Below are 12,751 nucleotides of genomic sequence, written 5' to 3'. Positions count from 1 at the left end.
AGGCGGCATGGCTCACGTCTACAGGTTCGGCATGGAGGAGGAGTTCTTCCTCGCCGACGCCGAGACCCGCAACACCCCCCGCAAGACGTCTCGCGGCCGGGTGAGGGCCTTCCATGCCGCCGTCCAGGCGCGGATGGAATCGGCCGAGCGGGAGATGCTGGAGAGCCAAGTCGAGACCTGCACCCCGCCCTCCGACAGCATCGCGGAGACGCGCGCGCGCCTGATCGCGATGCGGGCCGACCTCGCGACGATCGGGCGGGAGCACGGGTTGCGCGTCTTCGCCGCCGGCACCCACCCGGCCGCGACGTGGCGGCGCCAATCGACGACGCCGGCCGAGCGCTACCGCGGGATCATCGACGACCTGCAGATCGTCGGGCGGCGCTCGGTGGTCTGCGGGCTCCACGTCCACGTCGAGGTGCCGCGTCCCGACGCGCGCCTCGACCTGCAGAACCGGCTGATGCCGTTCCTGCCGATCCTGCTCGCGCTCTCGGTCTCCTCGCCGTTCTGGGAGGGGCAGCGGACCGGGCTCGCCGGCTACCGGCTCAGGGCCTATGCCGAGCTGCCGCGCACCGGCCTGCCGGAGCTGTTCGCGGACGCCGCCGACTACGACCGCTACGTCCGGGTGATGACCGCCTCGGGCGCGATCGCGGATGCGAGCTTCCTGTGGTGGCACCTGCGCGCGTCGGTGAAGTACCCGACGCTGGAACTGCGCATCGCCGACAGCTGCTCCGAGATCGAGGACGGGCTCTGCATCGCCGCCCTGTTCCGCTGCCTCGTGCGCCTGCTCGACCGCGATCCCGGCGTGAATGCCGGCCTCACCGGGGCGGCGCGCGGCTTCGCGATGGAGAACCTGTGGCGGGCCGAGCGCGACGGGGTGCGGGCCGAGCTGATCGACGCCACGCGGGAGCGGGCGGTGCCGATGGCCGAGATCGTCGAGGGGCTGCTCGCGCGCCTCGCGGAGGATGCCGACGCCCTCGATTGCCGGGCCGCCTGCGAGCGCGCCCGCACCATCGTCCGGCACGGCACGGGGGCCGACCGGCAGCTCGCCGCGTACGCGGCGGCGCGCGCGGCCGGATCGTCGGACCGCGCGAGCCTCGGAGCGGTGGTCGACGCCCTGGCCGACGAGACCGCGTCGCCGAAGCCCCGATGAGGCCGGACCATGCGGGCCGGGCGCGCCCGTTGGGGGTAGGCACGCCCGGCCCGACGGTCGGCCGGCATCCGGACCGAGAGGCCGGACGACGGGCCATCATCGCGCCCGCGTATTTCCCAAGCATGTCCGTTCGCCGCGGGGCATCGGCGCAACACGGACCGCCCGGGTTCTGTTATCTCCCCGACGCATCGGCGCCCCTCAACGACCCGGTTCCCATGAGCATCCTGAAAGACATCTTCGGCCGCCTGACCCAGGCGGTGACCGCCTATGCCGGCGACAAGGCACTGATGCTGGCGGCGGTCTCGGCCGCCGCCAACGTCATCGTCGCCGACGGGGAGGTGGCCGGCACCGAGTTCGAGACGGCGCTGGCCGGCCTCAGGGCCAACCCGATCCTCGAGAAGGGCTACGACACCCTGATGCTGGAGGCCGAGCTCTACGACGGGATCGCCCGCGCCCGGACGCGGGCGGGCCGGGCCGAGAACCTGCGCCACGCCGCCGCGCTCGCCGACCGGCCGCAGGCGCAGCGCGAGAACGTCTTCCTGATCGCGGCCGACGTCGCCGACCAGGACGGGATCAGCGGCATCGAGGCGGTGGCGCTGGCCGAGATCGCCGCCGCGCTCGGCGTCGACGGGAACGCGCTGCTCGGCGCCTCGCCGGTGCGCCGCCCGGCGCCGTGAGCCGCGCCTGCGGGGCCTGACGCGCCTGCGGGGGCTGGGCGGGCCTGCGGAACCTGGCCGGGCACGATCCTTGCCGGCCGCCGGGCCGTCACGTCGGCATCGTGACACGAGACACACACGCCACGACGGAGGCCAGGATGGCCGGCACGGCAAAGACCCACAACCTGCGCATCGACGGCTCGCGCCTGTGGGAGACGATCCAGGAGACGGCGCGGTTCGGTGCGACGCCGGCCGGCGGCCTGAACCGCCTCACCCTGTCGCCCGAGGACGGCGCGGTCCGCGACTGGTTCCGGGACGCCTGCACGGCGGCGGGGCTCGAGGTGCGGGTCGACGCCCTCGGCACCCAGTACGCCCTGCGGCCCGGGCGCGACGCGGCGCGCCCGCCGGTGGCCTTCGGCTCGCACCTCGACACCCAGCCGACCGGCGGCAAGTTCGACGGCATCCTTGGGGTGCTGGCCGGGCTGGAGGCGATGCGCGCCCTGAACGACGCCGGCATCGAGACCGAGGCGCCGCTTCTGCTGGTCAACTGGACCAACGAGGAGGGCTCGCGCTTCGCCCCCGCGATGATGGCGTCGGCGGCTTATGCCGGCGATTTCACCACCGACGAGATCCTGGAGAAGACCGACGCGGCCGGCATCAGCGTCGGCGCGGCGCTCGACGCGATCGGCTACCGCGGGACCGACACCGTGGGCGACCGGAAGATCGGCGCCTTCGTCGAGCTGCACATCGAGCAGGGCCCGATCCTGGAAGCCGAGGGCCGGACCATCGGCGTGGTCGAGGGCGGGCAGGGCATCGCCTGGTTCGACGGCACGATCACCGGCTTCGAGGCGCATGCCGGCACCACGCCGATGCCGCGCCGCCGCGACGCGCTGCTCGGGCTCGCGGAGGTCGCGCTCGCGGTCGAGCGGATCGCGCTGGCGCACGCGCCCACCGCCGTCGCCACCATCGGCGAGGCCGTGATCGGCGCGCCCTCCCGCAACGTGGTGCCGGGGCTGGTGCGCTTCACCCTCGACGTGCGCGACCCGAAGCCGGAGGTCCTCGACGCGATCGAGGCGGAGCTGCGCGCGAGCCTTCCCGCGATCGCGGACCGGCGCAAGCTCGCCATCGACCTCGCGCGGATCTGGCGCAAGGAGCCGGTGCCGTTCGACGCGGGCGTGATCGCGGCGGTCGATGCCGCCGCCGAGGGGCTGGGCCTGAGCCGCCGCCGCATGGTCTCGGGCGCCGGGCACGACGCCTGCAACCTCGCGGCCCGCGTCCCGACCGCGATGATCTTCGTGCCGTGCAAGGACGGCGTCAGCCACAACGAGTCGGAATCGGCGACCCCGTCCGACTGCGCCGCCGGCGCCGACGTGCTGCTGCAGACGGTGCTGACGCTCGCCAACGCGCCGAAGGCCTGATCCGTGGACGCCTTCGCCCCCCGCATCCAGCGGCGGCTCGACGCGCTGGCCCAGATCAGCGCCGAGCCCGGCGCGATCACCCGCCTCTACCTCACCCCCGAGCAGGCGCGGGCCGAGGCCCTGGTCGCCGGCTGGATGGGCGAGGCCGGGTTGCAGGTGCGCCGCGACGCCGTCGGCAACCTGATCGGCCGCGTCGAGGGCCGCGAGCCCGGCGGGCCGGCCCTGGTGATCGGCTCGCACCTCGACACCGTGCGCAACGCCGGCCGCTACGACGGGCCGCTCGGCGTCGTCGCCGCCATCAGTTGCGTCGAGGCCGTGCTGCGCGAAGGACCGCCACCGGTCGCGATCGAGGTGGTGGGCTTCGCCGACGAGGAGGGCGTGCGCTTCGCCGCGACGCTGACCGGCAGCCGGGCGTTCGCCGGCCATCTCGACCCGGCGGCGCTGCGCACCCTCGATGCCGCCGGCACGACGCTGGCCGCCGCGATGCGCGAATACGGCCTCGACCCGAAGGCCGTCCCGACCGCCGCCCGCACGCCGGATCAGATCCTCGGCTACGTCGAGCTCCACATCGAGCAGGGGCCGATGCTGGAGCGCGAGGGCCTGCCGGTCGGCCTCGTCACCGCGATCAGCGGGGCGAGCCGCCTGGAGATCACGCTGTCGGGGGAGGCGGGGCACGCCGGCACCGTCGCGATGACCGAGCGCCGCGACGCGCTCGCGGGCGCCGCCGAATGCATCCTGGCGATCGAGGCGCGCTGCCGCGGCGAGGAGCACCTCGTCGGCACGGTCGGGCGCATCCAGGCGCTGCCGGGGGCGGTCAACACCATCCCGGGCCAAGCCAAGTTCAGCCTGGACCTGCGGGCGCCCGACGACGCGCAGCGGCACGCCGCGCTCGCCGACATCGACCTCGCCTGCAAGCGCATCGCGCTCCGGCGCCGGCTCGGCTTCGGCATCGCCCTCCTGCACGAGGCGGAAGCCGTCCCCTGCGACCCCGGGATGACGGCCCTGGTCGAGGCGGCGATCGTCGCCGAGGGCCATCCCGTCCTGGCGCTGCCGAGCGGGGCCGGGCACGACGGCATGGCGGTGGCGGCGATCGCGCCGATCGCCATGGTGTTCGTGCGCTGCCGCGGCGGCATCAGCCACAACCCGGCCGAGTTCGCCAGCCTGCCCGACATCGAGGCCGGGACCCGGGTGCTGCTCGGGACGGTGCGCGGGTTCCTCGCGGCACGGGAGCGGTCGGCCGATCAGACCAGCCCGAGGTCGGCCGGCGCCGCATCCGCGAAGACCCGCCGGAGGCTCGCCAGATCGAGCCCGTAGAGGCGTTGCAGCAGCCCGGCGAGCAGGCTGCGGTAGTCGGTGAGCACGGGATAGTCGCGGTTCTGGAACAGGTGCGCCTCGTCGGCCCGCACCTGCGGCCCGGCGATGCGGCCGCCGCGCACGGCACCGCCCAGCACCCAGTAGACGCTGCCGTGCCCGTGATCGGTGCCGCGGTTGCCGTTCTCGCGGAAGGTGCGGCCGAACTCGGAGAGCACGACCACCACCGTGTCGTTCCAGGCGGGGCCGACCTCCTCGACGAAGCCGGCCAGCCCGCGGCCGAGCTCGCCGACCCGGTCGGCGAGGTAGCCGGTGGCGGCGCCCTGGTTCACGTGCGTGTCCCAGCCGCCGACGTCGACGAAGCCGAGGTTGAACGACTCGCGCATCAGCCGGCCGATGCGCCGGGCCGAGCGCGCGAAGCCCTTCGGCGAGACGGCGCCGCGGTCGGCCTCGGCCTGATGCTCCGAGACCGACTGGTAGACCGCGTCGCGCACGCGGAACCCCTCGGCCACCGAAGCGGCCAGCGGGGTGTCGCGGTACATCGCCATGATCAGCCCGGCCTGGCGCGCGTCGATCCCGGGCTTGGCGACCTCGTTGATCGCGATGTTGGGCACCGTCTCGGTGCCGCGGAAGATCAGCGGGATCTGCTCGGTGAAGGCGATCGGGCGCGTCCGCGTCAGCTCCGCGGCGAGCCGGGCCATGAAGCCCGAATTGTAGTCACGGGAGGCGCCGACCGTCTGCCCGAGCTCGATCGTGTCCTGGGTCTCGAAATGGCTGCGCGTGAGGTCGTCGGTGCCGGCGAACGGCACGAAGGCGGCCTGCCCCCGGGCGTAGAGCGGCAGGATCGTGTCGCGCAAGCTCGGGTGGAGGCTCCAGTCGGCGTCGAGCGCCAGCGCCGCCGCCGGGTCGGCCGCATCCGGCCGGGCGACCGCGAGGGTCGGCCGGGCGCGGTAGTAGAAGTCGCTGCCCGTCGGGATCACGACGTTGGCCGCGTCGTAGGCGCCGCGCAGGAATACCACGAGCAGGCGCGCATCCGCCTTCGGCGCGGCCCAGACCCGGCCGGCGACGGTGGACAGGCCGAGCGCGAGGGAGGCTCGGATCAGCGCGCGGCGGTGCGGGTCGCGCGGGTCCATGGGCGGCCTTCAGCGCATGAATTCGGGGGCGGACAGGAACAGGGTGTTCCAGTCCTGCGGGGAGACGGCGCGGGCCAGGGCGTCCCGGGTCGGGGCGCTCAGGGTCGCCGAGAGCGTCGAGAAGTAGAGCCCGTTCTGCAGCAGCGGGAAGGCCGGCTCGTCGGCCATGTCGGGGGCGGGCTTGAACAGGCCGGCGGAGCCCGACCCGATCTGCCGGGCGATCTCGAAGCGCGTCGTCATCTGTCCCGGCCCGTTCCAGGCGGCGGCGCCGAGCGGGTAGCCGTCCGGCGTCGATCGGTTGAACAGGCCCTCGCCGAGGCGGTTGAGCCAGCCCTGGATCGGCGCGGCGTTGCGGATCGTCCGCCCGTCGTAGGCGAGGCGCACGGCCGAGAGCACGTAGCGGGCCGGGTCCTTGAACCCGCCCCCGAGGGAGGCCGCGAAGTCGGGCGCGTGGAACAGCGCGTCGAGCACGGCCGCGATGTCGCCGTCGCTTTGGGTGAAGACCTGCGCCAGCCGCGCCACCAGGGCGTCCGAGGGCGGGGCGCCCAGGAAGTAGCGCGCGAGCGCGGCCGACACGGTTCGCGCGGTGGCGGGCTCGCGGGCGATCAGGTCGAGCGCCTCGACGATCTCGGGCCAGCCGCGGCCGCGGATCGCGTGGCCGAGGAAGACCTTGTCGCCGTAATCGTGGCGGTTCGGGTTGAATTCGAACAGGCCGGCGCGGACGAGGTCGGCCTGGCGCTCCGGCTTCAGCTTCTGGTCCTCGGGGCGGGCGTCGATGCCGACGCCGGTGAGGATGCGGGCCAGCGCCTCGACGTCGCCCTGCGTGTAGCCGGAGCCGACCCCGAGGGTGTGCAGCTCCATCAGCTCGCGGGCGTAGTTCTCGTTGAGGTGGCCGGCGGCGTTGTCGGCATTGTCGAGATAGCGCAGCATCGCCGGGTGCCGCAGCGTCGCCTCCAGCAGGTCGCGGAAGCGGCCGAGCGCGTGCGGGCGGATCGCCGCGTCGACGTAGTCGCCGACCATCGCGCGCAGGTTCGCCTTGCCCTGGTGGACGTTGAAGCGGTTGAGCCAGAACCAGGTCAGCCGCTCGCGCACCTGGTCCGGGCTGTCGAGCGCCCGCAGGAGCGTCGCCGCGGCGGCGTCCCGGGCGGCGGCCGAGAGCGCCCCCTGGTAGGCCTGCTGCGCGGCCTTCTTCGCATCCGGGTCGGGCTCGGCGCTGGCCGCCCGCGCCTGCGCGTCGAGGGCGGAGATCCGCTCGAGCAGCGTGCCCTTCGGCGTCAGCGCGTCGACCTGCGCCTGGGCGGCCTCCGGCAGGGCTGGGCCTGCCGGCGGATGGAGCTGCTCCCGGAGCCAGCGCTCGCGGCCCTTGGCGCGGAGCTCCGCGTGGCTGGCCGGCGAGACGCCCCAGGTCACGGCGTCGAGGAAGGCGGCGTCGGCCTCGGGCGTGGTCGCGGCCCGGGCCGCGGCGCCCGCGAAGGCGAGGCCCGTCGCGAGCGTCAGGCAGGACGAGCGGAGCGCGGGCCGCATCATCGGATCCCCCCCCTCGTGCCCGCACGATCCAGCCACCGGATTGTGGCGCCGGTGCGGTAAGGGGCGCCGCGCCTATTCCAGCGGGCCGATCGCGGCCTCCACCGCCGCGACCACCGCCCCCGAGCGCACCAGCGCGAGCGCGGCCTCCATCTCGGCCTGGTACCAGCGGTCGCCCGACAGCGCCGGGGCGATGACCTTGCGCACCGCGTCGAGGGCGGCCTGCGTGCCGGAGCCGAGGGGATGGTCCCGGGCCACGTCGGCGACCAGCGAGAGCGCCTGGCACGCCATCAGGATCTCGCCGGCGACGATGGTCTCGACGTTGGCGACGACGGTGCGGGCCTTGCGCGCGCACCAGGTCGAGTTCGAGACGTGGTCCTCGGCGTTCGACTTGCCGGGGATCGAGTCGACCGAGCCGGGCATCGACAGGGTCCGGTTCTCCATCACCAGGGCCGACATCGTGCACTGCACGGTGGCGAAGCCGGTGTTGAGGCCCTTCTTGCCGGCGAGCAGGTTGCGCGGCAGGCCGTAGCTCATGGTCGGGTCGATGAGGCGCGCGAGCCGCCGCTCCGAGATCGAGCCGAGGTCGGTGGCGGTGATGGCGAGCAGGTCCATCGCCTGCGCGACGTAGGCGCCGTGGAAGTGCCCGGCCGAGATGCAGATGTAGTGGTCGGCCCCGTCGGCGAAGATCAGCGGGTTGTCGGTGGCCGCGTTGATCTCGGTGCCCATGATGCCGTCGACGTAGGCCAGCGCCTCGCGCACCGGCCCGTGCACCTGCGGCGCGCAGCGCAGCGAGTACACGTCCTGCACTCGCGGCGGCGGGGCCTGGCCGGGGGCGCGGGCCTCGTCGGGGAACACCGTGACGCGGGCGCCCTCCGTGCAGCGCTCGGAATCGCCGATCATCCGCAGGACGTTGCGGGCCGAGGCCGCCTGGCCCTTGTGCGGGCGGGCGGCGTGGACGCGGGGATCGAAGGCGGCCTTCTCCGCACGCAGGGCCTCAAGCGTCAGGGCGAGGGCGATCTCGGCGGCCTTGAGGACCCGCTTCATGTCCTCCAGCGCCAGCACGCCGACGGCGAGCGACACGGTGGAGCCGTTGATCAGCGCCGAGGCGTCCTTGGCCTCCAGCGGAAACGCCTCGGGCAGGCCCGCCGCCTTCAGCGCCGCGCGGGCCGGCAGGCGGCGTCCCTCGTAGAACGCCTCGGCCTCCTCGAACCCGCAGATCGCGCCGGCCAGGTGCGCCAGCGGCGCGAGGTCGCCCGACGCCCCGACCGAGCCCTTCGACGGGATCACCGGCACGATCCCGGCGTTCAGGCAGGCGAGCAGGCGGTCGACGACCGCGACGCGCGGCCCGGAGAAGTTCGACGCGAAGGCGTTGGCGCGCAGCAGCATGGTGGCGCGCACCGCCTCCGCGTCGAACGGCTCGCCCATCCCGGTGGCGTGGGCGTAGACGGTCAGCCGCTGGTAGGCCTGCATCTCGTCCATGCGCACGCGCTGGTCCTTGAACAGGCCGACGCCGGTGTTGAACGAGTACATCAGCGGCGCGTCGTCGGTCATGAAATGCGCGTCGATGTAGTCCCGCGCGCCGACGAGGCTCCTGCGCGCGCCCTCGTCGAGCACCGCCTCGGCGCGGAGGCCCGCCGCGTCCGGCCGGGCGACGGCGAGCACGTCCGCGGCGGTGAGGGTGCGGCCGTCGATGGTGGTCGTCGTCATGGGCTGTCTCTCGAAAGGGGCTTTCCCGGAGCGGAGCACGAATCAGGCCGTCACGGCGCTGGGTGGCGGGCGATCCAGTGCCGGGCGATGTCGACGCGGCGGGCGAGCCAGACCCGGTCGTGCGCGGCGACGTGGTCGAGGAAGCGGGCCAGCGCCGCCATCCGTCCCGGGCGGCCGACGAGGCGGCAATGCAGGCCGACCGACATCATCTTGGGCGCCGTCGCGCCCTCGGCGTAGAGCACGTCGAAGCTGTCGCGCAGGTAGGCGAAGAACTGGTCGCCGGAATTGAAGCCCTGGGGGCTCGCGAAGCGCATGTCGTTGGCGTCGAGGGTGTAGGGCACCACGAGGCCGGTGCGCCCCGCGCCCGTCAGCCAGTAGGGCAGGTCGTCGGCGTAGGAATCCGACAGGTAGGTGAAGTCGCGCTCCAGGCCGAGCTCCAGCGTGTGGATCGAGGAGCGGCCGGTGTACCAGCCCTCGGGCGCCGAGCCCGTCACCGCCGCATGGATGCGGATCGCCTCGTCCATCGCGGCGGCCTCCTCCGCCCGGGAGGCGTCGCGCATGTCGATCCACTTGAGGCCGTGGCTGGCGATCTCCCACGCGGCCTCGCGCATCGCCGCGACGGCCTCCGGGTTGCGCATCAGCGCGTGCGCCACGCCGAACACGGTGACGGGAATCCCGCGGGCGGTGAACAGCCGCCACAGCCGCCAGAACCCGGCCCGCGCGCCGTACTCGTAGAGCGATTCCATGTTCATGTGGCGCTGCCCCGGCCAGGGCTGCGCGCCGACGATCTCGGACAGGAACGCCTCGGACGCGGGGTCGCCGTGCAGGATGCAGTTCTCGGCGCCCTCCTCGTAGTTCAGCACGATCTGCACCGCGATGCGGGCGCCGTCCGGCCAGTCGGCGGCCGGCGGGTTGCGGCCGTAGCCGACGAGGTCGCGGGGATAGGGGCGGGGATCGGTCAACGGGTCTGCTCGGGCGGTCTGAAGGCTCGGGGACGCAACGACGCAGCCGCCTCCGCCGTCAACCCCGCCGCGGCCCTCGGCCCCGCAAACCCGCCCTCGGCCATACGCAAGCCGGCCCGAATCCCGCTTGACCGCCGAGGCGAGCCGCGGAAGCTCGGCCCCGTGCCGCGAAGCCGGGCACGAAGCCAGGACGGACGATGCGCACGATCCCGATCGAACCGATGGACGAGGTTGCCTTGCGGCCCTTCGCCGACCTGCTCGCCGCGCCCGCGGCGGGGCCGCGGCAGGACCATGCGAGCCCGATCGAGAACCGGCGCGCGGGCGTCTCCGCCAACCTCGCCCTGATCCGCAGCGAGCCGTTCGCCGGCCTGATGCCGCTGACCCGCCTGGAGCGGCATCCGCATTCGAGCCAGGCCTTCCTGCCGCTCGCGGTGGATTCCTACCTCGTCGTGGTGGCGCCCGACCGCGACGGGCGGCCCGACGAGGCCGCGATCCGCGCCTTCCGGGTGCCGGGGCAGGCCGGCATCAACTACCGCGCCGGCGCCTGGCACGCGCACCTGATGACGGTCTCGGCGCCCGGCACCTTCGCGATGCTCGTGCACGAGGACGGCACGCCGGAGGATTGCGTCTTCGCCGCGATCGCGCCGGTGACGCTCGGCGCCGGTTGACCGGCCCTGCGTCCACGATGGGCGTGGCAGCCGCCGATTGCCTATCTCGTAGGCAGACGCGATTGACCGGATTATGCCTATTCGATGAGCAATTCAGGCGTCCGGCCCAGCGGGGCGGCTTGGCGCGGCCCTTGCCCGCTCGAGGTCCGATCGTTCGATGAGGATGCCCGATGACGACCCGCGATGCACCGCCGCCGGATCTCGACGCCTTCGCCGCCGCCGCGGCCCCGCTGCTCGGGCTGCGCCTCGATCCCGCCTGGGTCGCGCCGGTGATCGCCAACCTCCGGGTCCTGGCCGCCGCGGCGGACCTCGTCGGCGGCTTCCCGCTGCCCGACGAGGCCGAGGCGGCCCCGGTCTTCGAGGCCTGAGGCGATGGTGGAGCAGAGCACCGACTGGAGCCGCGCCGACGCCGCTTCGATCGCCGCCGGCGTCGCGGAGGGGCGCGTCCGGGCCCGCAGCGTGATCGAGGCGACGCTGGCGCGGATCGGCCGGGTCGACCCGGCGGTCAACGCCTTCACCGACGTGACGGCCGCGCGCGCCCTGGCCGCCGCCGACGCCGTGGATGCGCGGCGGGCCGCCGGCGCGGCGTCGGGGCCGCTCGCCGGCGTGCCCTTCGCGGTGAAGAACCTGATCGACTGCGCCGGCCTGCCGACGCGGGCGGGATCGACGATCAACCGCGAGCGGGCGCCGGCCGCGCGCGACGGCGCCCTGGTGCGCCGGCTGGAGGCGGCCGGCGCGGTCCTCGTCGGCGCGCTCAACATGGGCGAGTACGCCTACGACTTCACCGGCGAGAACGTGCACGACGGCGACAGCCGCAACCCGCACGGGGCCGGCCACATGACCGGCGGCTCGTCGGGCGGCTCGGGCGCGGCGATCGCCGCCGGCCTGGTGCCGCTGACGCTCGGCTCCGACACCAACGGCTCGATCCGGGTGCCCTCGGCCTTCTGCGGCTGCTTCGGGCTCAAGCCCACCTACGGCCGCCTGACCCGGGCCGGCAGCTTCCCCTTCGTGAACAGCCTCGACCATCTCGGGCCGATGGCGCGCAGCGTGACCGACCTGGCCCTCGCCTACGACGCGATGCAGGGTCCCGACCCGGACGACGCTGCGGCGACCGCGCGGGCCGCGGAGCCCGTCCTGCCGGGGCTGGATTCCGGCCTCGGCGACCTCCGCATCGCCGTGGCCGGCGGCTACTTCGCCCGCGGCGGCGACCCGGAGGCGTTCGCCGCGGTCCAGGTGGCGGCGCGGGCGCTCGCCGCGACGCGGGTCGTCGAGATCCCGGAAGCCGCCCGCGCCCGGGCGGCGGCCTACCTGATCACCGCGGCCGAGGGCGCCGCGCTCCACCTCGACCGTCTCCGGACCCGGCCGGAGGACTTCGATCCGGCGGTGCGCGACCGCCTCATCGCCGGCGCGATGCTGCCGGCGCCCTTCGTCGAGCGGGCGCAGCGCTTCCGGCGCTGGTACCGCGGCGCGGTGACCGACCTGTTCGCGGACGTCGACGTGATCCTGGCGCCGTCCACCCCCTGCCGGGCGCCGCCGCGCGGCCAGACGCACTTCACCCTCGACGGCGTCTCCCTGCCGGTGCGGGCCAATATCGGCGTGTTCACCCAGCCGATCTCGTTCATCGGCCTTCCGGTGGCGGCGGTGCCGGTCTGGCTCGACGGCGGGCTGCCCCTCGGCGTGCAGGTCATCGCCGCGCCCTGGCGCGAGGACGTGGCGCTGCGCGTGGCGCGGGTGCTGGAACGGCTCGGCATCGTCCGCGCCCCGATCGCGGAGCTGACGTGATGGTGGTCGACGATTTCGCGGTGAAGGCCGAGGTCGAGGCGGCGTTCCGCGCCTACGAGACCGCGCTGACGGAGAACGACGTGCCGGTGCTCGAGGCCTTGTTCCGCGACGATCCCCGCACAATCCGCTACGGCGGGGGCGAGAACCTCTACGGCATGGACGCGATCCGCGCCTTCCGCCGGGCACGCTCGCCCGTCGGCCTGGAGCGGACCCTGTCCGAGACGGTGATCACCACCTACGGGCGGGATTTCGCCACCGCGATGACCCTGTTCTTCCGCGAGAGCGCGCCGGGTCGGATCGGGCGCCAGAGCCAGACCTGGGTGCGGTTTCCCGAAGGCTGGCGCGTGGTCGCCGCGCATGTGAGCCTGATCGACGGGTAGGCCCCCCGCCGATCCGCGCCTCCGGTGCGATTGAATAAAGAATGACACCCCAGCGCC

11 protein-coding genes and 1 pseudogene are annotated in these 12,751 nt (G+C 74.2%); 8 read left to right on the top strand and 4 right to left on the bottom strand.

From position 1 onward, the window contains the following. The first annotated feature begins 7 nt into the window (after positions 1-7). From MKK60_RS08805 to MKK60_RS08790, 4 genes are all read left to right on the top strand, one after another. Positions 8-1,150 carry a carboxylate-amine ligase gene (locus MKK60_RS08805; RefSeq protein WP_243985130.1) on the top strand — a complete coding sequence of 381 codons (1,143 nt, stop codon included), beginning with the start codon at positions 8-10 and terminating at the stop codon, positions 1,148-1,150. Between the two features lie 215 nt (positions 1,151-1,365). Next, entirely contained in the window at positions 1,366-1,827 is a 462-nt protein-coding gene (locus tag MKK60_RS08800) for a tellurite resistance TerB family protein (protein WP_147859830.1), read from the top strand. Between the two features lie 137 nt (positions 1,828-1,964). Beyond that, positions 1,965-3,224 (top strand): Zn-dependent hydrolase, encoded by a 1,260-nt coding sequence (locus MKK60_RS08795; protein WP_147843547.1) that lies wholly within the window; start codon positions 1,965-1,967, stop codon positions 3,222-3,224. A gap of 3 nt (positions 3,225-3,227) precedes the next feature. Then, positions 3,228-4,538, top strand: coding sequence for an allantoate amidohydrolase (locus MKK60_RS08790; protein WP_243985128.1), 1,311 nt, complete (start codon positions 3,228-3,230; stop codon positions 4,536-4,538). Here MKK60_RS08790 and MKK60_RS08785 read toward each other — a convergent pair. The 4 genes and pseudogenes from MKK60_RS08785 to puuE form a co-directional block, all read right to left on the bottom strand. After that, complete coding sequence (locus MKK60_RS08785; protein ID WP_243985126.1) at positions 4,466-5,668, bottom strand: DUF1501 domain-containing protein; 1,203 nt, start codon at positions 5,666-5,668, stop codon at positions 4,466-4,468. The two genes, MKK60_RS08790 and MKK60_RS08785, sit on opposite strands and share 73 nt — an antisense overlap. A gap of 9 nt (positions 5,669-5,677) precedes the next feature. Then, positions 5,678-7,195: a DUF1800 domain-containing protein gene (locus MKK60_RS08780; RefSeq protein ID WP_243985124.1), complete on the bottom strand. Its 1,518-nt coding sequence runs from the start codon at positions 7,193-7,195 to the stop codon at positions 5,678-5,680. Between the two features lie 72 nt (positions 7,196-7,267). After that, positions 7,268-8,902 (bottom strand): histidine ammonia-lyase, encoded by a 1,635-nt coding sequence (gene hutH, locus MKK60_RS08775; protein WP_243985122.1) that lies wholly within the window; start codon positions 8,900-8,902, stop codon positions 7,268-7,270. Between the two features lie 56 nt (positions 8,903-8,958). Then, positions 8,959-9,864: pseudogene (puuE, locus tag MKK60_RS08770) on the bottom strand (allantoinase PuuE); the annotation flags it as partial. A gap of 197 nt (positions 9,865-10,061) precedes the next feature. On the opposite strand from puuE, the gene MKK60_RS08765 reads away from it, so the two are divergent. From MKK60_RS08765 to hpxZ, 4 genes are all read left to right on the top strand, one after another. Beyond that, positions 10,062-10,532, top strand: a complete 471-nt coding sequence (locus tag MKK60_RS08765; protein WP_147729046.1) for an ureidoglycolate lyase — start codon at positions 10,062-10,064, stop codon at positions 10,530-10,532. A gap of 170 nt (positions 10,533-10,702) precedes the next feature. Then, positions 10,703-10,900: a DUF4089 domain-containing protein gene (locus MKK60_RS08760; protein ID WP_147729047.1), complete on the top strand. Its 198-nt coding sequence runs from the start codon at positions 10,703-10,705 to the stop codon at positions 10,898-10,900. A 4-nt stretch (positions 10,901-10,904) separates the two neighbouring features. Further along, positions 10,905-12,314 carry an AtzE family amidohydrolase gene (locus MKK60_RS08755; RefSeq protein WP_243985121.1) on the top strand — a complete coding sequence of 470 codons (1,410 nt, stop codon included), beginning with the start codon at positions 10,905-10,907 and terminating at the stop codon, positions 12,312-12,314. Further along, positions 12,314-12,694 (top strand): oxalurate catabolism protein HpxZ, encoded by a 381-nt coding sequence (hpxZ, locus tag MKK60_RS08750; protein WP_147727497.1) that lies wholly within the window; start codon positions 12,314-12,316, stop codon positions 12,692-12,694. The genes MKK60_RS08755 and hpxZ overlap by 1 nt, the downstream gene beginning before the upstream one ends. Positions 12,695-12,751 lie beyond the last annotated feature (57 nt).

The sequence above is a fragment of the Methylobacterium sp. J-092 genome (assembly GCF_022829325.1).
GTDB lineage: Bacteria > Pseudomonadota > Alphaproteobacteria > Rhizobiales > Beijerinckiaceae > Methylobacterium.
The sequence above is the reverse complement of the archived record's forward strand: the minus strand, read 5'-3'. Positions and strand labels throughout refer to the sequence as shown.

What these genes read in the sequence shown, in the direction of transcription:
- MKK60_RS08805 (WP_243985130.1), top strand. Translation starts at nt 8, where the DNA reads ATGGCTCACGTCTACAGGTTCGGCATGGAGGAGGAGTTCTTCCTCGCC.
- MKK60_RS08800 (WP_147859830.1), top strand. Translation starts at nt 1,366, where the DNA reads ATGAGCATCCTGAAAGACATCTTCGGCCGCCTGACCCAGGCGGTGACC.
- MKK60_RS08795 (WP_147843547.1), top strand. Translation starts at nt 1,965, where the DNA reads ATGGCCGGCACGGCAAAGACCCACAACCTGCGCATCGACGGCTCGCGC.
- MKK60_RS08785 (WP_243985126.1), bottom strand. Translation starts at nt 5,668, where the DNA reads ATGGACCCGCGCGACCCGCACCGCCGCGCGCTGATCCGAGCCTCCCTC.
- MKK60_RS08780 (WP_243985124.1), bottom strand. Translation starts at nt 7,195, where the DNA reads ATGATGCGGCCCGCGCTCCGCTCGTCCTGCCTGACGCTCGCGACGGGC.
- hutH (WP_243985122.1), bottom strand. Translation starts at nt 8,902, where the DNA reads ATGACGACGACCACCATCGACGGCCGCACCCTCACCGCCGCGGACGTG.
- MKK60_RS08765 (WP_147729046.1), top strand. Translation starts at nt 10,062, where the DNA reads ATGCGCACGATCCCGATCGAACCGATGGACGAGGTTGCCTTGCGGCCC.
- MKK60_RS08760 (WP_147729047.1), top strand. Translation starts at nt 10,703, where the DNA reads ATGACGACCCGCGATGCACCGCCGCCGGATCTCGACGCCTTCGCCGCC.
- MKK60_RS08755 (WP_243985121.1), top strand. Translation starts at nt 10,905, where the DNA reads ATGGTGGAGCAGAGCACCGACTGGAGCCGCGCCGACGCCGCTTCGATC.
- hpxZ (WP_147727497.1), top strand. Translation starts at nt 12,314, where the DNA reads ATGGTGGTCGACGATTTCGCGGTGAAGGCCGAGGTCGAGGCGGCGTTC.